We start from the raw sequence: 18,868 nt of genomic DNA, 5'->3' as shown, positions 1-18,868 counted from the left end.
CTTCTGAAAGCAGCGGGAGCAGGCTTCGGCCCATGGCTGACATCATCGGTTTGGTCCTGCCGTTCTTTGGCATGATCCTCTTGGGCTATGTGGTCGCGAAGATCACCCGGCAGCCGGTCGAGTCGCTCGGCTGGCTCAACACGTTCATCATCTACATCGCGCTGCCGGCGCTGTTCTACAAGCTGGTGGCAAAGACGCCGATCGAGCAATTGACGCGCGTCGATTTCATCGTCGCCAATATCAGTGCGACCTATCTGGTCTTCGCGCTGATCTTCGCGGTCGGACTGTTTTTGCGCCGGGCGACGGTGGGCGAAGCGACGATCCAGGGGCTGGCGGCGGCCTATGGCAATATCGGTTATATGGGGCCTGGGCTGGCGCTGCTTGCCTTCGGCGAGCCGGCGGCGGTGCCGGTGGCGCTGGTCTTCTGCTTCGAGAACATGCTGCATTTCATGGTCGCACCCGCGCTGATGGCACTGGGCGGCGGGGAGAAGCAGGCGCCGTTTCGGATCGTCGCAGGCATTGTGAAGAAGATCGTCACGCATCCCTTCATCATCGCGACGGCGGCGGGCTTTATTGCGGCTTTCACCGGCTTCGAGGCGCCGGTGCCTTTGCAGCGGTTGATCGATTATCTGGCGCAGGCGGCGGCTCCTTGCGCGCTGTTTGCCATGGGGGTGACGCTGGCGCTGCGTCCGTTGAAACGGGTGCCGGTCGAGATCGGCTATATCGTACCGGCAAAGCTGCTCTTGCTGCCGGTCACGATGTATATGGTGCTGGGGCTTGCCGGTAATTTCGATCCGGTCTGGGTCTTTACCGCCGTGCTGCTCGCCGCCCTGCCGACGGCGACCAATGTCTTCGTCATCGGCCAGCAATATGGCGTCTGGCAGGAGCGGGCGTCCGCGACCATCCTCATCACGACGGTCCTGTCCGTCGCGACGGTGACGATCCTGCTTTATCTCATCAAGTCAGGCCTGCTTGCGGGTGACCCGTTCCCGTAATGTGTCGCGAAACGCCTTGAGCGAGCCGCCCGGCTCGATTCCCTCGCGCATGACGATGCTGCGCAGCGGGCCGAGCGCCGAAAGGAGATGCAGGCCAGCCGAGCGCAGGAACTGCATGGGCAGGAAATCCGACAGCAGCGACCGGTTGAGCAGGTCGACGCTCACGGTGCGCGAGCGGACATCCGCCTGGCGCTTGCGGTCGAAACGCTCGCCGATGCCGTCATAGGCGGCCGGCTCCGTCATCTGCAGCAGTTCCTTCAGGGCCATGATATCGCGCAGGCTGAGATTGAGGCCCTGGGCGCCGATCGGCGGGAAGGCATGTGCGGCCTCGCCGATGAGCGCGATGCGGCCCTTGCCGAAGCGATCCGCCGTCATGCCCGAAAGCGGGAAGCTCTGCGCGCCACCTTCGACGGTGACCTTTCCGAGCATGGACTGCATGCGCGTTTCGACGGCCTGGCTGAGTGCGGCATCCGGGAGATCGCGAAGCTTTGCGGCTTCCTTCCGCGGCAGCACCCAGACGAGGCTGGAGCGGCGGCCGGGCAGGGGTACCTGCGTGAAGGGGCCGCTTTCCGTGTGGAATTCGGTGGAGACGTTGCCGTGCGGGCGATCATGCGAAAAATTGAGCACGAGGGCGGCCTGCGGATAGGACCAGCTACGAATGCCGATGCCGGCGCTCTCACGGATCTTCGACTTTCGGCCATCGGCGCCGACAACGAGACGGGCCAGCACGCGTTCACCGTCGTCGAGCGCCAGTTCCACGCCGTTTTCAAAGGCGGTGGCGGCGGTTACGCCATTCGGCAAGCGCAGGATATTGCCGTCGGCCGCGATGCGGGCGTCCAGCACATCGATGAAGGGGGCATTCGGAATGTTGTAACCGAAGGCGGCAAGGCCGACCTCGCCGGAGCGGAACGCAACCGGCGGCGCCCGCAGAAGCCGCACCGTGCCGTCGAGGATTTGCATGGTTTCGAGGGCTGCCGCATGCGGTGCGATATCGTCCCACAGGCCGAGCACCTTCAGGAAGGCGATGGACTGGTCCATCAGCGCCGTTGTGCGGCCGTCGCCGGTGCGGGCGGGCGGGGCGATCAGCGCGACGCTGCGGCCCGAATCGGCAAACGCCAGAGCCGCGAGGCTGCCGGCGAGACCGGCACCGACGATCGCAATATCGAATTCCTTCATGGCCGACCTCCGAAAGGGCACGCGTTACCCACAGATTTGCAAGCGCTTCTACTCCACTGAAACTAGGCCGGCAAAGGGGCAATTTCCATGGGATGAATCCGCGCAGGCCGCCGAAGCGCTTGATGGGCAACCGATTTTTGCTGGCGGTACCGGGCAATCAATGCATATTACCGTCAAGAGGGCGTGTTTGGCGGATCGCGGCCGAGATCAGAGACCCCAATCAAAGCCCACAAGGGATGGACAGCGAACGGTAATGAAGTTCTTCAACTACAAGCGTGTGCCCTACGCGGAAATCCGCGCCTTTTCCGTTCATATTCTGACGGCTTCCGGCTCGTTCCTCGCATTCCTCGGCGTCGTGGCCGCGGCCGAACATCGCTTCGTCGATATGTTCTGGTGGCTAGGGCTTGCCCTGGCTGTCGATGGCATCGATGGCCCGATCGCGCGAAAAGTGCGTGTCAAGGAAGTGCTGCCGAACTGGTCCGGCGACACGCTGGATAACGTCATCGACTATGTCACCTATGTGCTTCTGCCGGCCTTTGCGCTCTATCAGAGCGGCATGATCGGCGAACCCTGGTCGTTTGTCGCCGCCGGCGCCATCGTGGTGTCGAGCGCCATCTACTATGCCGATATGGGAATGAAAACGGATGAGTATTTCTTCTCCGGCTTTCCCGTCGTCTGGAACATGGTGGTGTTCACGCTCTTCGTCATCAAGGCGAGCGAGCTGACGGCATCGATCATCGTTTTCGTCTCGGTCTTCCTAACCTTCATGCCGATCAATTTCCTGCATCCGGTGCGCGTGCAGCGGTTGCGGCCGCTCAATTTGCTGGTCTTTCTGCTCTGGGCAATCCTCAGCGGCTGCGCGCTTCTCTGGCATTTCGATTCGCCGGACTGGGTGGTGTGGGGCGTGGTGGCGACTGGGCTCTATCTCTATTGCATCGGTGCCGTGCTGCAGGCCTTTCCAAGGCTCGGGCGGTAACACAGTCTCGGGAGAACCGACATGACCAAGGCGATCGTCATCCGCAGTCTCGGCGGACCTGAAGTGCTGAAGCTCGAGGATGTCGCGCTCGGCGCGCCCGGTCCGGGCGAGGTGCAGATCAAACAGGCGGCCATCGGCCTCAACTTCATCGACGTCTATTTCCGCACCGGCCTTTACAAGGCCGAGCCGCCGTTCATTCCCGGCAAGGAAGGTGCGGGGACGATCACCGTGCTCGGCGAGGGTGTCACGGATTTTTCCGTCGGCGACCGCGTCGCCTATGCCTCAGCGGACGGCGCCTATGCGGCCGAGCGCAATGTCGCGACGAAACATCTGGTGAAGGTGCCGGACGGCATCTCGCTGGAAACGGCGGCGGCGATGATGCTGAAGGGCATGACGGCGCAATATCTGCTGCTCCAGACTTATACGGTGAAGCCGGGCAGCGTGATCCTGTTCCATGCTGCGGCCGGCGGCGTCGGCCTCATCGCCGGCCAGTGGGCGAAGGCGCTGGGCGCCACGGTCATCGGCACGGCAGGCTCGCAGGCGAAGATCGATCTTGCGCTGGCGCATGGCTATGATCATGTCATCGACTACGGAAAGGACGATTTCGTCGCGCGGGTGCGTGAACTGACCAACGGGGCGGGGGTCGATGTCGTCTACGACTCCGTCGGCAAGGATACGTTCCCGCAGTCGCTGGATTGCCTGAAACCCCGCGGCCTGTTCGTCAGCTTTGGCAATTCCTCCGGCCCGGTCGATGCGTTCCACATGGGCCTGCTCGCGCAGAAGGGTTCGCTCTATGCCACTCGTCCGACACTCTTCGCCTATATCGCCACGCGTGCCGCGCTGGATGCATGTGCAAACTCGCTCTTTGATGTTGTGCAGAGCAACAAAGTGCGTATCAATATAAATCAGACTTATTCGTTGGCGGACGCTGGGCAGGCGCACACGGATCTGGAAGCAAGAAAAACAAGTGGAACGACATTGCTCATTCCCTGACAACGACCCGAACGGGCGCAGGGGATCGAGATCGCAGGAAAGAGGGGAAGCGTGTCAGCCGTTGGAGCATCCGAGGGCAGCCCGTTGCTGGCTGTCCGCAGCCTGACAAAACTGTTCGGGTCTTTCGCCGCATGCAACGGCATCGATCTCGACATCAAATCCGGTGAAATCCACGCCCTGCTGGGTGAAAATGGCGCCGGCAAATCCACACTCGTCAAGATGCTCTTCGGTGTTCTCGCGCCAAGCAGCGGCCAGATTCTCTGGAAAGGCGAACCGGTCAGAATAGCAAGCCCCGGTGCCGCGCGTCGCATCGGCATCGGCATGGTCTTCCAGCACTTTTCGCTGTTCGAGGCGCTGACGGTGGCGGAAAACATCGCGCTGTCGCTCAGCCCCGGCATCTCGCTTTCCAAGGTTGCAGAAGAGGCCTCCCGGCTTTCCCATCTCTACGGCCTGCCGCTCGATCCGCATGCCCATGTCGCCGATCTCTCGGTCGGCGAGCGCCAGCGCATCGAGATCGTCCGCGCGCTGTTGCAGAACCCGGAACTCATCATCCTCGACGAGCCGACCTCGGTGCTGACGCCGCAGGAGGCCGACCGGCTGTTCGAGACGCTCGCAAAACTGAAGGCCGAGGGCCGTTCGGTGCTCTATATCAGTCACCGGCTGGAGGAAGTGCAGCGCATCTGCGACCGCGCCACCGTTCTACGGCATGGCAAGGTCACGGGCGCCTGCGATCCGCGGCAGGAAACGCCGGCCTCATTGGCGCGCATGATGGTCGGCAGCGACGTCGCCTCGGTGAGTGCGACCGGCACCAACACCAAGGGCGATGTGCTGCTCGAAGCCCGGCACCTGACCGTGCCGTCGCGCACGCCCTTTGCCGTCGCACTGAAGAATGTGTGTCTCAAGGTGCGCAGCGGCGAGATACTGGCGATTGCGGGCGTGGCTGGCAATGGCCAGGGCGAGCTTTTCGATGCATTGTCCGGGGAATATCCGGTCGCGGACCCGGCGGCGGTTTCCATCCGTGGCAAGGCGGCCGGCAATCTCGGCATCACCGCGCGCCGCCTGATGGGCGCCGGCTTCGTGCCGGAAGAGCGCCATGGCCATGCCGCCGTGACGACGCTGCCGCTCTCCGACAATCTCGTGCTGGCGCGCAGCCAGTCCGACCGCAAGACCTTCCTTGCCGGCGGCCTGCTTGGCATCATCCGGCAGGCGGTCGTCCGCATCGCTTCGAAGCGCATTTCCGAGACGATGGACGTGCGCAAGAGCGGTGAAAACCCGGCGGCCGGCTCGCTCTCCGGCGGCAATCTGCAAAAGTATATCGTCGGTCGCGAACTCGACCGCCAGCCGGCCGTGCTGATCGTCAACCAGCCGACCTGGGGTGTCGATGCGGGGGCCGCAAGCCGCATCCGTCAGGCGCTCGTCGATCTCGCGAAAGCCGGCTCGGCGGTTCTGGTCATCAGCCAGGATCTCGATGAAATCTTCGAGGTCGCCACGGAAATCGCCGTTATCAGCGAGGGGCGGCTTTCGGATGCCTATCCGGCGCATGATCTGACGCGCGAGAAGATCGGCCTTCTGATGGGCGGCATGTACGCAAAGACCGAAGGCGAGGTGGACCATGCGCATTGAACTCGAAAAGCGCGCCAATCCATCGACGCTCTATTCCATCCTGTCGCCGTTCCTCGCGCTCGCGCTGACGGTCGTCGCCGGCGGCATCATGTTCGCGCTGCTCGGCAAGGATCCCGGCTCGGCGCTCTACAGCTTCTTCATCGAGCCGCTGCTCGACGTCTGGTCGCTGCACGAGATCGCCATCAAGGCCGCGCCGCTGATCCTGATCGGCGCCGGCCTTTCGGTGTGCTACCGCTCGAACAACTGGAATATCGGCGCCGAGGGACAGTTCATAGCGGGTGCGATCGCCGGCTCCATCGTGCCCGTCCTCTTCCATGAGTGGCATTCCTCGCTCGTCCTGCCGCTGATGCTGATCTTCGGCATGATCGGCGGCGCGCTTTATGCGGCCGTTCCCGCCTTCCTCAAGGCGCATATGAACACAAACGAAATCCTGACGAGCCTGATGCTGGTCTATATCGCCCAGCTCTTCCTCGACTGGCTGGTGCGCGGCCCCTGGCGCAGCCCGGATGCCTATAACTTCCCGGTCACCCGCGATTTCGCGCCGGAAGCGATCCTGCCGGAACTGGTCTCTTCGGGCCGCGCCAATCTCGGCTTCGCGCTTGCCATCATCGCCGCCGTCGGCCTGTGGCTGATGCTGCGCTACACGCTGAAGGGCTTCGAGATCACCGTGCTCGGTCAGTCGGAGCGGGCAGGGCGCTTTGCCGGCTTCTCGTCGAAGCGCATGATCTGGTTCTCGATGCTGCTTTCGGGCGCGCTTGCCGGCCTTGCCGGGATTTCCGAGGTGAGCGGCACTATCGGCAAGCTGCAGCCGATCATTTCACCCGGCTACGGCTTCACCGCCATCATCGTCGCCTTCCTCGGCCGCCTCAACCCGCTCGGCGTCATCGCTGCCGGCCTGTTTCTCGCACTCACCTATGTCGGCGGCGAGGCCGTGCAGCTGACGCTCAGCGTTTCCGACAAGGTAACGCGCGTCTTCCAGGGGCTGCTGCTGTTCTTCGTGCTCTCCTGCGACACGCTCATCCAATACAAGATCCGGCTGGTCTTCTCCCGCCTCGGCCAATCCAATGAGGGGGGAGCGCACTGATGGGCATGATCGAAGCAATCCTCCTCACCGTCATCACCGCGGCGACGCCGCTGGTGCTCGCTTCCATCGGCGAGTTGGTAACGGAGCGCACAGGTGTGCTCAACCTCGGCGTCGAGGGCATGATGGTGATGGGCGCCGCCATCGCCTTCGCCGCCACGCAGGTGACGGGGTCGCCCTATATCGGCATTCTCGCCGGTATTGCGGGCGGCGCGCTGTTCTCGCTGCTGTTCGGCTTCCTGACGCTGACGCTCGTCGCCAACCAGGTGGCGACCGGCCTGGCGCTCACCATTCTCGGCCTCGGCGTCTCCGGCCAGATCGGCGAACCCTTCATCGGCATGTCCGGCGCCAAGCTGCAGCCGATCACCATTCCGCTGCTGTCGGACATTCCCTTCATCGGGCCGCTGCTCTTCAAGCAGGACATCATCTTCTACATCTCGATTGCGCTCGTCATCGGCGTCAACTGGTTCCTGTTCAAGAGCCGTGCCGGCCTGAAAATCCGCGCCATCGGCGATAACCACGGCTCGGCGCATGCACTCGGCATCCACGTCATCCGCACGCGTTATCTCGCCGTGATGTTCGGCGGCGCCTGTGCGGGGCTCGCCGGCGCGCAGCTTTCGCTGGTCTATACGCCGCAATGGGTGGAGAACATGTCGGCGGGGCGCGGCTGGATCGCGCTAGCACTCGTCGTCTTCGCCTCCTGGCGCCCCTGGCGGGTGCTGGCCGGCGGTTATCTGTTCGGCGCGGTGTCGATCAGCCAGCTGCATGCGCAGGCCTTCGGCATCGGCATTCCCTCGCAGTTCCTGTCGGCTCTTCCCTATGCCGCCACTGTTGTCGTACTCATTCTGATCTCGCACAACAGGCGCATGACGCAGATCAACACACCGGCCTGCCTTGGCAAGCCCTTCGTGCCGGATCGATGAGAAGAACAAGAAAAACAACCACTCCAACCTCAGAGGATAAAATGAAGAAAATCATTATCGCGCTCGCAACCTCCGCCGCCATGCTCGGCTTCGCCACGGCCGCCAGCGCCCAGGACAAGACCAAGATCTGCTTCATCTATGTCGGCTCCAAGACTGACGGCGGCTACTCGGAAGGCCACGACCGCGGCCGCCAGGAGCTGGAAAAGGCGATGGGCGACAAGATCGAGACCGCCTTCCTCGAAAACGTCCCGGAAGGCCCGGATGCCGAACGCGCCGTCGAACGCATGGCGCGCTCGGGCTGCGCGCTGGTCTTCACCACGTCCTTCGGCTTCATGGACGCCACGATCAAGGTTGCGCAGAAATTCCCGGACGTGAAGTTCGAACATGCTACCGGCTTCAAGAGCGCTGCAAACGTCGGCACCTACAATGCGCGCTTCTATGAAGGCCGCTACATCCAGGGCGTGATCGCCGCCAAGATCTCCAAGAAGGGCGTGGCCGGCTACATCGCCTCCTTCCCGATCCCGGAAGTGGTGATGGGCATCAACGCCTTTATGCTCGGCGCGCAGTCCGTCAACCCGGACTTCAAGGTCAAGATCGTCTGGGCCAACACCTGGGCCGATCCGGGCAAGGAAGCCGATGCCGCCAAGGCGCTGGCCGACCAGGGCGTCGACATCCTGACGCAGCACACCGATTCGACCGCGCCGATGCAGGTCGCCGCCGAACGCGGCATCCACGCCTTCGGCCAGGCCTCGGACATGATCGCCGCCGGACCCAACACCCAGCTGACCGCCATCGTCGACACCTGGGGCGCCTATTACATCAAGCGCACCCAGGCCGTTCTCGACGGCACCTGGAAGTCGGAGCAGATCTGGGACGGTCTGAAGGACGGCATCCTCACCATGGCGCCTTACACCAACATGCCCGACGACGTGAAGAAGGCCGCCGAAGAGGTGGAAGCGAAGATCCGCTCCGGCGAACTGCATCCCTTCACCGGCCCGGTCAAGAAGCAGGACGGTTCCGAATGGCTGGCACAGGGTGCCAAGTCCGACGACGGCACGCTACTCGGCATGAACTTCTATGTCGCCGGCATCGACGACAAGCTGCCGCAGTAAGCGATAGCCCACCAAACAGATGGGAAAGGCGCCCTTTCGGGGCGCCTTTTTCGTTTGCGAAGGATGTGTGACGCGTTCAGGCTTTGCGGAATCGGTGCGGCGCTCTATACCTGCCGGATGTTCCGGAACAAAAGGGGTGATCCGGAGCCGAGGAGGGGAATTTTTGCGCAAGGGTTTGCTTGAAACGGTCATCAGCGGCATGAACACGCGCACCAGTCATGCGCAGGTGGTCAATGCGCTGGGCCGGTCGATCATCGCAGGCGACTATGCCGTGGGATCGACGCTGCCGGGCGATGCGGAACTGGCCGCGCGTTTCAAGGTGTCGCGCACGGTGCTGCGCGAGGCGATGAAGACGCTGGCCGCCAAGGGCCTAGTCGTGCCACGCGCCCGCATCGGCACCCGCGTGACGCCCAACACGCAGTGGAACCTCTTCGACAGCGATATTCTCACTTGGTACTTCGCCGTTGGCGTCAACGAGGATTTCCTGCTGCATCTTTCCGAAGTGCGCCTGGCCTTCGAGCCGCATGCGGCCGCGCTCGCCGCGCGCCACGCATCGGAAGCCGATATCAGCCAGATGATGCGCCTTGCCGTCGCCATGGGCGACCCGGAGCATACGGCCGAAACACTTGCCCTGGCGGACCTGAAGTTTCATCTCTCGGTGCTGGAAGCCTCGCGCAATCCTTTCCTGCGCACGGTCGGCAGCCTGATCGAGGCCGGCCTTGTCGGCGCCTTCAAGCTCAGCTCGCCGGCCGCCGACCGCGGCAAGATCGGCGATGTCGCGGCAACCCACATCCGCATCGTCGAGGAGATCGACAAGCGGGACGAGGAGGGCGCGCGCCGCGCCATGGAAAATGTCATCAAGGTCGGCCGCAAACGCGTCGTGCAGGCTTTGCGCGAAGGGAAATAGCTTCCCCAGGCCATGCGACCACGCAATAAGCGCGACGAGGCGGGGGACTGCACCGTCGCGCGCTATTGAAGCTCAATCATCGTTGCTGGCGTTCAAATCTTCCGGGCGCGTGCCCTCGTCCAGGCTGCGCGTCGCAAGCTGGGCAGCCCCCATCGATTGGTAGAGATTGAAAAGTGCCTCGCTCGCCTTCGCGGCCAGCCGGAACCACTCGTCATTGCCGGCGATCGCCGGGTGATGAAGCAACTGGTCGTCGACGAGATCAAGCACGATGGAGGTTGTATGTACGGCTTCATGGAAGCCGAAAGAGCCGGAAGCGTAGTGCGCGAGCAGGTCCGAGGGCGTCATGGAACGCTCGGCGGCGAGAATGTCGAGCTGCTTCAGCCGCTCGTCTTCGAGTTCGATGTCGGTGCTCTCAAGCATATCCGCCTCCGTTGCAGTGCCTGTTCCAGACCTACCCGATTCGGACACGGTGGTGGATCGGAGATCCAGTCTTCGGCAAGATAATTGAAAAGGCCGGACGGTGGGAGCCGCCCGGCCTTTTGGATCAGCCCTGGGGCGTCAGCGTAACCGAGGTGCCCGTTGCGGCAACGTTCAGGCCGATCTGGCCGCTGACGCTGACCGTCTGCAGCTGGATCGAGCCAGAGGTGCCGCCGACCAGCACGTTCGCGCCGAGGCCGACGCCCACGGTCGCTTCCGCAGTGGCGCCCTGATAAAGGCCGCCGAGCGAGCCGTGGTGATAGCCGGCCGTGGGTGCAAAGACCGCCCAGACGATACGGCCCTGCGTGGTGAAGCCGATATCAACGCCCATCTTACGGATCACGCCGCTATAGACATCCTGCTGGCCGCGGGTCGACTTGAAGACGCAATCGACGGATTTCGCCGAACCGAGCACGTAGCCGAGGCCGCCGCCAACCTCGCAGGTCAGCATGCCGATCTTGACGCCGTCACGATCGCCGCCGCGCTCGACATAGACAGGCTCCTGATCGCGAATGACCATGTCGGCTGCGCTGGCCGTCGATGCCAGCGCCTGCACCAGGGTAAGGGCGAGGATCGCTCCAAGCTTCTTGTTCATCGTTGTTCTCCTTCTAGCTGGCACGATAATGGCGAATCCGGTGAATTGGTTCCCGGTCGCCCGTCATCTCATCGTGAAGATCGTGGCAGAGTAGGGGCAGCCGGTGCCGCGCCCGCAGGAAGGCGGCGCACCGTCGTTTTACGGTCACACCCGGTTGATCGTGGGGAGATGCGTGATCACCTCGTTACGGCGTGCATCATCGAGAGAGGCGATGTTCTCGTTCCAGAAGGCTTCGGCCTCGCGCGTCTCGTGTTTCCACTGCCGGGTACTGACCTTGTTGTCGTCGATCTCGGCGAGCCGTCCGCCGCCGAGGCGGAGATAGTCTGCGGCAAGCTTTGCGGTGGGTGTCTGTTCCATGGCCAGCCTCCTTGAATCAAGAAGGCGAAATCGCAGGATTGGGGTGATTGTTCCGGAGCAAAGGACTGCAGGCAATAAAAAAGGCCGGGGCGAAAACGCACCGACCTTCCTCATCATCACCTTTTCACCAGTGCCAGTACATCCGTGGTCAAGGGCAGCAGGTGATGGCGGCCATCGCGAGCGGCAGAGGCTTTCCAGCGCTCTTAAGCGATTACCGATGATGGTGATATAGGAGGCGATTGTGGTGAAATCAAGTTTGCGGCGTTTTATTTGACTGCGGACGTCGTGGAGATGAAAGCCTTGGGAAAAAGATGGGTCTTGGCGGAAGAGGTGGGATTCGAACCCACGGTAGACTCTCGCCTACGCCGGTTTTCAAGACCGGTTCCTTAAACCACTCGGACACTCTTCCATCGTTCGAGACGGCGCTCTTTTCCCGGTTTCGGAAAAGCAGTGAAACCGTTGTCGCGGTTACCTCTCGACGTTGCCGCTTTTTAGCAGCTTTGATTGCATCGTCAACGCAAGAGATGCCGCGCCCGAGGCCATGGCGGCGCGCCGGTACAACTTTTCCCGACTTGTTGCTGACGCATTGTGCTCGTAGATTCACGACGCACCCGAAAGCAATGTTGCCGGATGGATGCGAACAGGGGAGGCATCGCTATGGAAGTGCTTCGAGACCCCACGCATATCGGCATGTTTGAACCTCAGGATCTCGACATCCTGCAAGGTGTTTTCGCGCGATTGACCTCCATTCAGACGCCCACGCTTGATGAGATGCGGGCGCGGTCGTTGGCTCGGTCGATCATCACGCTGTATCGCCACGGCGTGCGCGACCCCGATCGGCTGGTCGATGTCCTGCAGGTGCGGACGCCCTGACGGGATTTTCCGGGAGGCGCGCCGACGTCGCCTCCCGCGCCACGCATTAACCAAGCGGAAACCATAAATCACCGAAGCTGATCTTCGGACTCCCATCCATTCGCAATTTTGCCATGTTATTGGCATGATTAACGTACTGTTATTTACTGAGTGGCATTGACGGCCAACTTGCAGGGGCAAGGCAATTGGCTGGCGCACCGTCGGGGACAATAGCGGCGTGGGACACAACACTATCTCGAAGAATGCGACACGGCTCGGCTTGGGCTTGAGGCTGCTGACGATACCGCTGATCTGTGCCGGGCTTGCCGCCTGTGCCACGACGACCGCGGCCCCCAAGAAGAAAGTCCGCAGCAAGGAATTCTTCTCCGAATCCGAATATGGCGTGAAGGCAAGCCCGCGCGTCGTGGAAGAGGGGCAGGTCGTGCCGAAGGGCGGCGGCCGTTACCAGCTGGGCAAGCCCTATCAGGTCCGCGGCAAGTGGTATAAGCCGAAGGAAGAACCAGGTTATAACAAGACCGGTCTGGCCTCCTGGTATGGCTCCGCTTTCCATGGCCGCCGCACGGCCAATGGTGAGGTCTATGACCGCTATCATCTGTCCGCCGCGCATCCGACCTTTCCGCTGCCGAGCTACGCACGCGTCACCAATATGGAAAACGGCACCTCGGTCATCGTGCGCGTCAACGATCGTGGCCCCTATCACGAAGGCCGCGTGATCGACGTCTCCTCCAAGACCGCCGACCTGCTCGACATGAAGCGCACGGGCACCGCCAAGGTGCGCGTGCAATATGTCGGCAAGGCTCCGCTGGAGGGCAACGACATGCCCTATCTCATGGCCTCCTATGTCACGAAGGGCTCGCGCGTTCCCGCCGTCGATCCAGGCGGCCAGATCGCGACCGGCGTGATGGTGGCATCCGCCGACAGCCGCGCATTGCCCTCCGAAGACGCGAACGTGCTGCGCGTGCCGGACCAGAGCACGATGACGGCGCTCAACAAGACTGAGGCGACGTCGGACGCGTTCCAGGCGATGGAACAGCAATTCGTGCTGCTGCCGGAAATCGGCCCGCTGCCGATCGAGCGGCCCAACTATGTACCGCAGCTTTCCGCCCAGCCAAGCTATGCGGCGGCCTATGCCGACGAGCGCGTGCGCGATGCCGCCGGCGCCTTCGATGCCATCCTGACGCTGGACGGCCAACTGACGCCGCTCTCCGCGCTTGCTGACAACGCGGGCTAATCGCCCGCGCCGACCTTCACAACACGGTCCTCACGCACTTTTGCGGGGATTGCATCGAAGCCATTTGCGTGGTGCGCGCGGCTGTGGGAGTGTGACGGCATCCGGAGTCGCCATGCATCGACGTCTTTCTGCTTTTCTCCTTTTCTTCCTGATGCTGCTGGGCGTCGCCCATGCCCAGTCTGGCACACCGCAGGCCGGTTTCGATGTAAAGGCCAAGCAGGTCTATCTCATCGAGGCCGAGACCGGGACGGTGCTGTTTGCGCGCGCTGAGGACGAGCTGGTGCCGGCCGCCTCGCTTGCCAAGCTGATGACCATGGCGACGGTTTTCAAGGCGCTTTCCGCTGGCGAGATCACGCTGGAAACGCAATATCCCGTCACCGAATATGCCTGGCGCACCGGTGGGGCGCCGTCGCGCACCTCCACCATGTTCGCCGCGCTGAAATCCAATGTCCGCGTGGAAGATCTCGTGCGCGGCGTCACCGTGCAGTTCGCCAACGATGCCTGCATCATTCTCGCCGAGGGCATGGCGGGCTCGGAGACGGCCTTCGTAACGCGCATGAACAAGGAGGCGCGGGACCTCCGCCTCAAAAAATCCACCTTCGCTAATGCGACCGGCCTGCCGAACCCGGACAACAAGGTGACGATGCGCGAGATGGTCGATCTCGCCCGCCACCTCGAGACGACCTATCCCGAACGCATGGCTTATTATCTCGAGCCGGAATTCGAGTGGAACAAGATCAAGCAGCGCAACCGCAATCCGCTGCTGGCGCTCAATATCGGCGTGACCGGCTTCGTCACCGGCTTTTCGGAGGAGGGCGGTTATTCCATCGTGGCGGCCGTCAACCGTGACGGAAAACATCTGGTGCTGGCCATGGGCGGCCTGGAGAACGACAAGGTTCGCATCGAGGAATCGCGCCGGATCATCGAATGGGCGCTGTCCTCCTTCGAGCGGCGCACGCTGTTCAAACAGGGCGAGGCGATTGCCGACGCCTCCGTCTATGGCGGCGATGCCTCGACCGTGCCGCTCGTCGCGGGTGAGCAGGTCGATGTGTTCCTGCCGAAGGACAATTCGCAGAAGCTCGTCGCGCGGGTCGTCTACACTTGGCCGGTGCGCGCACCTGTCCAGCCGGACAAGGCGGTCGGTACGCTGAAGATCTGGAACGACAAGCAGCTCCTGCGCGAGGTGCCGGTAAAAACGGCGGGCGCGGTGGGCGAGGGCACATTGCGCATGCGGGCGCTGGATGCGCTGATCGAGCTGTTCTTCTTCTGGATCTGAGACGGGATGAGGCGGGCAGGGGCGAAAAGCGTTTCGCCGGCCGGAAACATCGGTTAGTAGTGATCCGACTCGTCTCCGCCTTGGCGGATATCGTCGGAAGGGCTGGACACGCAGCCACTGGAACGGAAACAGGATTTGTCGGCCGCACCCGGTTTGTTTGTTACGTTTGAAGGCGGCGAAGGCGCCGGAAAGTCGACGCAGATCCGGCTTCTGGCAGAGGCGTTGCGTTCACGCGGGCTGACCGTGCTGATGACGCGCGAGCCCGGTGGCTCCAGGGGAGCGGAAGCCGTGCGCCACGTACTGCTTTCCGGTTCGGCGGAGGCCTATGGCATCCGCATGGAAGCCATCCTGTTTGCCGCCGCGCGCAGCGACCATGTCGAGCAGGTCATACGTCCGGCGCTTGAGGCCGGCACGATGGTGCTCTGCGACCGCTTCATGGATTCCTCCCGCGTTTACCAGGGCATTACCGGCAATCTGGAGCAGCCCTTCATCGAGACGCTGGAGCGTGTGGCGATCAATGGCGTGGTGCCGGACTGTACCATCATCTTCGATCTTCCCGCCGCCATCGGCCTCGAGCGCGCCCGAAAGCGCAGCGCCGACGTCGATACGAGCAGCGAGCCGGACCGCTTCGAGAAGGAAGAGCTGGAGACGCACGAGAAGCGCCGCGAGGCCTTCCTCGATATCGCCGAACGCGAGCCGCTGCGCTGCCGCGTGGTGGATGCGACATTGACGCCGGAGGCGATCGCCGCGCGGGTGCTCGCCATCGTCGAGCCGTTGCTGCCGATCAACGCCCACGGCCATTCCGATCCGGAGCATGTCTCGTGAGCGAGGATCGTCCCGGCATTCTCGACGGCGCGGTGCACCCGGCCGAGCAGACGAAACTGTTCGGCCATGTCGAGGCGCAGGATTTCCTGGCGCGGTCCTACCGGTCCGGCAAGGGACACCACGCCATCCTGATCGAAGGGCCTGAGGGCATCGGCAAGGCGACGCTCGCCTTCCGTTTTGCTAACCACGTCCTGCATCATCCCGAGCCCGCAGAAGCGCCCGAGCATATTGCCGATCCGTTGCCGGCCTCGCCCATCACCCGCCAGCTTGCCGCCGGCGCCTCGCACAATCTGCTGCATCTCACGCGACCGGTCGACGAAAAGAGTGGCAAGGTAAAGTCGGCGATCACTGTGGACGAAGTGCGCAAGGCCGGAAAGTTCCTGGCGCAGACATCCGGCACGGGCAACTGGCGCATCGTCATCATCGACCCCGCCGACGACCTCAACCGCAACGCCGCCAATGCCATCCTGAAAATCCTCGAAGAGCCGCCGAAGCGCTCGCTCTTCCTTGTTTTGACGCATGCACCGGGCAAGCTCCTGCCGACCATCCGCTCGCGCTGCCTGCCGCTAGCGCTTTCGCCTCTTTCGGAAAACGACCTCGCCGCCGCTCTCGACAGCCTTGGCGCAACGCCGAGTGGCCCGAGGGCAGGGGACGTGATCGCCGCCGCCCATGGCAGCGTCGCCGAAGCCCTGAAGCTCACCAATTACGGCGGCTTCGACATCGTGGAAGCTTTCCGCACCATCGTAACCGCCCCGACAGAGCCGCCGCGCCGCGACGTGCACAAGCTGGCCGACGTGCTCTCGGCCAAGGATAGCGACACCGTCTTCTCGTTCTTCTGCCAGCACGCCACCGATTTCGTTACCGACGCCGCCCGCGCCGCCGCCCTTGCCGGCGACATCTCCCGTGCCGACCGCCTCGCGCACCTGTCCTCGCAGCTCGGTGAGCGCATCGCCATCGCGCAGGGCTACAATCTCGATCGCAAGCAGACGATCATCACCGTGCTCGACGACATCAGGGCATCGCTTTAAATCAACTTGCTGTTTCCCTCTGCGCCCGCATGGTCTAATACCTTGCGGCATTGCACAACCGAAGACAGAACGCACCCGCCATGACCGATACGAACCGCTTCTACATCACGACCGCCATTTCCTATCCGAACGGCAAGCCGCATATCGGCCATGCCTATGAGCTCATCGCGACGGATGCCATGGCGCGTTACCAGCGGCTCGACGGGAAAGACGTGTTCTTCCTGACCGGCACGGACGAGCATGGCCAGAAGATGCAGCAGACGGCGCGCAAGGAAGGCATTACGCCGCGCGAGCTGGCAGATAGAAATTCTGCCGAATTCAAGCAGATGGCCGTTCTTCTTAATGCATCGAACGATGATTTTATCCGCACGACCGAAGAGCGTCATTACGAGGCCTGCGCCGAGATCTGGCGCCGCATGGAAGCCAATGGCGACATCTACAAGGGCGGTTATGCCGGCTGGTATTCGGTACGCGACGAGGCCTACTATCAGGAAAGCGAGACGGAGAAGCGCGACGACGGCGTGCGCTATGGTCCGCAGGGCACGCCCGTCGAATGGGTGGAGGAGGAGAGCTACTTCTTCAAGCTCTCGTCCTATCAGGACAAGCTGCTGAAGCATTACGAGGACAACCCTGACTTCATCGGCCCGGCCGAGCGCCGCAACGAGGTGATCTCCTTCGTCAAGTCGGGCCTGAAGGACCTGTCGGTCTCGCGCACGACCTTCGATTGGGGCATTCCGGTTCCCGGCGATCCGGCTCACGTCATGTATGTCTGGGTCGACGCGTTGACCAATTACGTGACCGCAACCGGCTATCTCACCGATCCCGAAGGACCGCGCGCCAAATACTGGCCAGCGAATATCCATATCATCGGCAAGGACATCATCCGCTTCCACGCCGTCTATTGGCCGGCCTTCCTGATGTCGGCGGGCGTGCCGCTGCCTGCGCGCGTCTTCGCGCACGGCTTCCTGCTCAACAAGGGTGAGAAGATGTCGAAGTCGCTCGGCAACGTGGTCGATCCGGTCAATCTGGTGAACCATTTCGGCCTCGACCCGATCCGCTACTTCTTCCTGCGCGAAGTCTCCTTCGGCCAGGACGGCAGCTATAGCGAAGAAGGCATCGCGACCCGCATCAATTCCGACCTTGCCAACGGCATCGGCAACCTGGCCAGCCGCTCGCTGTCGATGATCGTCAAGAACTGCGACGGCCAGGTGCCGGAATGCGGCGACCTCTCGGATGCCGACCGCGCCATGCTCGCCTCCGTCGATGCGCTCTATGCGATCACCCGTGAAGAAATGGGCAAGCAGCAGATCCACAAGGCGCTGGCAGCGATCATCGCCGTCGTCTCGGAAGCCGATCGCTATTTCGCCGGTGAAGCGCCGTGGGCGCTGAAGAAGACCGATCCGGTCCGCATGGGCACCGTGCTCTATGTGACGGCGGAAGTGGTGCGCCAGATCGCGATCCTGCTGCAGCCCTTCATGCCGCAGTCGAGCCGCAAGCTGCTGGACCTTGTGGCAGCCCCGGTCGAAAAGCGCGACTTCTCGGCATTGGGCGAGGCGGGTCGTCTCGTCGCCGGCACGCCGCTGGAAGCGCCGAGCCCGGTCTTCCCGCGTTACGTCGCGCCCGAGGCATGAGGCCGACATGCTGATCGATACCCATTGCCATCTGGATTTTCCGGATTTCGCAGCGGAGCGCGACGATATCGTCGCGCGGGCGCATGCGGCCGGCGTCAGGCAGATGATCACCATCTCGACGCGGGTGAAGAAATTCCCGGATATCCTGGCGATCGCCGAAACCTATCCATCGGTGTTCTGCTCGGTCGGCACGCATCCGCACAATGCGGATGAGGAACTGGACGTCACCGTCGAAGAACTGGTGAGGCTCTCGCAGCATCCGCGCGTCGTGGCGATCGGGGAGGCGGGTCTCGACTATTTCTACGACAACGCGCCGCGCGAGGCACAGGCCATCGGCCTCGTCAATCACATCGCCGCCGCCCGCGAGACCGGCCTGCCGCTCGTCATCCACAGCCGCTCAGCGGACGAAGACATGGCAGCGATGCTGACCGAGGAAACGGGGAAGGGCGCCTTCCCCTTCCTGCTGCACTGCTTCTCTTCCGGCCCGGACCTCGCTCGCATCGGCGTCGAACTCGGCGGCTACGTCTCCCTCTCCGGCATCCTGACCTTCCCGAAATCGGAAGAGCTGCGCGAGATCGCTAAGACCGTGCCGCTGGAGCGCATGCTGGTGGAAACCGACGCGCCTTATCTTGCGCCAAAACCATTCCGCGGTAAGCGCAACGAGCCGGCCTATGTGGCTCACACGGCCACCGTTCTGGCCGAGACCGTCGGCGTCAGCGTGGAGGAGATCGCCCGCATCACGACGGAAAACGCCTTCCGCATCTTCTCGAAGATGCCGCGGGTATAGAC

Annotated in this window: 19 protein-coding genes and 1 tRNA gene; 15 read left to right on the top strand and 5 right to left on the bottom strand. The window is 62.9% G+C overall.

Annotated elements, in window-relative coordinates; genetic code table 11:
* The first annotated feature begins 32 nt into the window (after positions 1 to 32).
* A complete protein-coding gene (locus tag ACOZK4_RS14660) occupies positions 33 to 995 on the top strand; it encodes an AEC family transporter (RefSeq protein WP_421592507.1) in 963 nt (320 codons plus the stop codon).
* Here ACOZK4_RS14660 and ACOZK4_RS14655 read toward each other — a convergent pair.
* The gene (locus ACOZK4_RS14655) at positions 963 to 2,171 is read right to left on the bottom strand and encodes a UbiH/UbiF family hydroxylase (protein ID WP_421592506.1); all 1,209 of its coding nucleotides are present in this window, start codon (positions 2,169 to 2,171) and stop codon (positions 963 to 965) included. The two genes, ACOZK4_RS14660 and ACOZK4_RS14655, sit on opposite strands and share 33 nt — an antisense overlap.
* Before the next feature lie 253 nt (positions 2,172 to 2,424).
* On the opposite strand from ACOZK4_RS14655, the gene pcsA reads away from it, so the two are divergent.
* From pcsA to ACOZK4_RS14620, 7 genes are all read left to right on the top strand, one after another.
* Positions 2,425 to 3,147, top strand: a complete 723-nt coding sequence (gene pcsA, locus ACOZK4_RS14650) for a phosphatidylcholine synthase (RefSeq protein ID WP_313526943.1) — start codon at positions 2,425 to 2,427, stop codon at positions 3,145 to 3,147.
* Positions 3,148 to 3,168: 21 nt separating this feature from the next.
* Positions 3,169 to 4,140 carry a quinone oxidoreductase family protein gene (locus ACOZK4_RS14645; protein WP_421592505.1) on the top strand — a complete coding sequence of 324 codons (972 nt, stop codon included), beginning with the start codon at positions 3,169 to 3,171 and terminating at the stop codon, positions 4,138 to 4,140.
* Positions 4,141 to 4,191: 51 nt separating this feature from the next.
* Complete coding sequence (locus tag ACOZK4_RS14640; RefSeq protein ID WP_421592504.1) at positions 4,192 to 5,763, top strand: ABC transporter ATP-binding protein; 1,572 nt, start codon at positions 4,192 to 4,194, stop codon at positions 5,761 to 5,763.
* On the top strand, positions 5,753 to 6,847 hold the full coding sequence (locus ACOZK4_RS14635) for an ABC transporter permease (protein ID WP_421592503.1): 1,095 nt from the start codon (positions 5,753 to 5,755) through the stop codon (positions 6,845 to 6,847). The genes ACOZK4_RS14640 and ACOZK4_RS14635 overlap by 11 nt, the downstream gene beginning before the upstream one ends.
* On the top strand, positions 6,847 to 7,767 hold the full coding sequence (locus ACOZK4_RS14630) for an ABC transporter permease (protein ID WP_421592502.1): 921 nt from the start codon (positions 6,847 to 6,849) through the stop codon (positions 7,765 to 7,767). Before ACOZK4_RS14635 ends, ACOZK4_RS14630 begins: the two co-directional genes overlap by 1 nt.
* 41 nt (positions 7,768 to 7,808) lie before the next feature.
* The gene (locus ACOZK4_RS14625; RefSeq protein ID WP_421592501.1) at positions 7,809 to 8,879 is read left to right on the top strand and encodes a BMP family ABC transporter substrate-binding protein; all 1,071 of its coding nucleotides are present in this window, start codon (positions 7,809 to 7,811) and stop codon (positions 8,877 to 8,879) included.
* A 199-nt stretch (positions 8,880 to 9,078) separates the two neighbouring features.
* Complete coding sequence (locus tag ACOZK4_RS14620) at positions 9,079 to 9,786, top strand: FadR/GntR family transcriptional regulator (RefSeq protein WP_421592553.1); 708 nt, start codon at positions 9,079 to 9,081, stop codon at positions 9,784 to 9,786.
* Between the two features lie 72 nt (positions 9,787 to 9,858).
* Here the strand turns inward: ACOZK4_RS14620 and ACOZK4_RS14615 are convergent, their stop codons facing one another.
* From ACOZK4_RS14615 to ACOZK4_RS14600, 4 genes are all read right to left on the bottom strand, one after another.
* Positions 9,859 to 10,206 carry a hypothetical protein gene (locus ACOZK4_RS14615; protein WP_313526958.1) on the bottom strand — a complete coding sequence of 116 codons (348 nt, stop codon included), beginning with the start codon at positions 10,204 to 10,206 and terminating at the stop codon, positions 9,859 to 9,861.
* Positions 10,207 to 10,330: 124 nt separating this feature from the next.
* Entirely contained in the window at positions 10,331 to 10,858 is a 528-nt protein-coding gene (locus ACOZK4_RS14610; RefSeq protein WP_421592500.1) for a DUF992 domain-containing protein, read from the bottom strand.
* Positions 10,859 to 11,002: 144 nt separating this feature from the next.
* On the bottom strand, positions 11,003 to 11,215 hold the full coding sequence (locus ACOZK4_RS14605) for a hypothetical protein (protein ID WP_421592499.1): 213 nt from the start codon (positions 11,213 to 11,215) through the stop codon (positions 11,003 to 11,005).
* A 319-nt stretch (positions 11,216 to 11,534) separates the two neighbouring features.
* Positions 11,535 to 11,624: transfer RNA gene (locus ACOZK4_RS14600), tRNA-Ser, on the bottom strand.
* Positions 11,625 to 11,872: 248 nt separating this feature from the next.
* Between ACOZK4_RS14600 and ACOZK4_RS14595 the strand changes: the two genes are divergently transcribed.
* The 7 genes from ACOZK4_RS14595 to ACOZK4_RS14565 all read left to right on the top strand — a co-directional run bounded on the left by ACOZK4_RS14595 (position 11,873) and on the right by ACOZK4_RS14565 (position 18,866).
* Positions 11,873 to 12,088 (top strand): hypothetical protein, encoded by a 216-nt coding sequence (locus tag ACOZK4_RS14595; RefSeq protein ID WP_421592498.1) that lies wholly within the window; start codon positions 11,873 to 11,875, stop codon positions 12,086 to 12,088.
* 217 nt (positions 12,089 to 12,305) lie between these two features.
* A complete protein-coding gene (locus tag ACOZK4_RS14590; protein WP_421592497.1) occupies positions 12,306 to 13,319 on the top strand; it encodes a septal ring lytic transglycosylase RlpA family protein in 1,014 nt (337 codons plus the stop codon).
* Positions 13,320 to 13,431: 112 nt separating this feature from the next.
* Positions 13,432 to 14,595, top strand: a complete 1,164-nt coding sequence (locus ACOZK4_RS14585) for a D-alanyl-D-alanine carboxypeptidase family protein (RefSeq protein WP_421592496.1) — start codon at positions 13,432 to 13,434, stop codon at positions 14,593 to 14,595.
* A 135-nt stretch (positions 14,596 to 14,730) separates the two neighbouring features.
* Positions 14,731 to 15,420: a dTMP kinase gene (gene tmk / locus ACOZK4_RS14580; RefSeq protein WP_313526971.1), complete on the top strand. Its 690-nt coding sequence runs from the start codon at positions 14,731 to 14,733 to the stop codon at positions 15,418 to 15,420.
* Complete coding sequence (locus ACOZK4_RS14575; protein WP_421592495.1) at positions 15,417 to 16,448, top strand: DNA polymerase III subunit delta'; 1,032 nt, start codon at positions 15,417 to 15,419, stop codon at positions 16,446 to 16,448. The genes tmk and ACOZK4_RS14575 overlap by 4 nt, the downstream gene beginning before the upstream one ends.
* 80 nt (positions 16,449 to 16,528) lie before the next feature.
* Positions 16,529 to 18,079, top strand: coding sequence for a methionine--tRNA ligase (gene metG / locus ACOZK4_RS14570; protein ID WP_421592494.1), 1,551 nt, complete (start codon positions 16,529 to 16,531; stop codon positions 18,077 to 18,079).
* 7 nt (positions 18,080 to 18,086) lie between these two features.
* Positions 18,087 to 18,866, top strand: a complete 780-nt coding sequence (locus tag ACOZK4_RS14565; RefSeq protein ID WP_421592493.1) for a TatD family hydrolase — start codon at positions 18,087 to 18,089, stop codon at positions 18,864 to 18,866.
* The last annotated feature ends 2 nt before the right edge of the window (positions 18,867 to 18,868 follow it).

It is taken from the genome of Shinella sp. M27, assembly GCF_049199905.1.
GTDB lineage: Bacteria > Pseudomonadota > Alphaproteobacteria > Rhizobiales > Rhizobiaceae > Shinella.
This window is presented reverse-complemented; position numbering and strand designations above follow the sequence as displayed.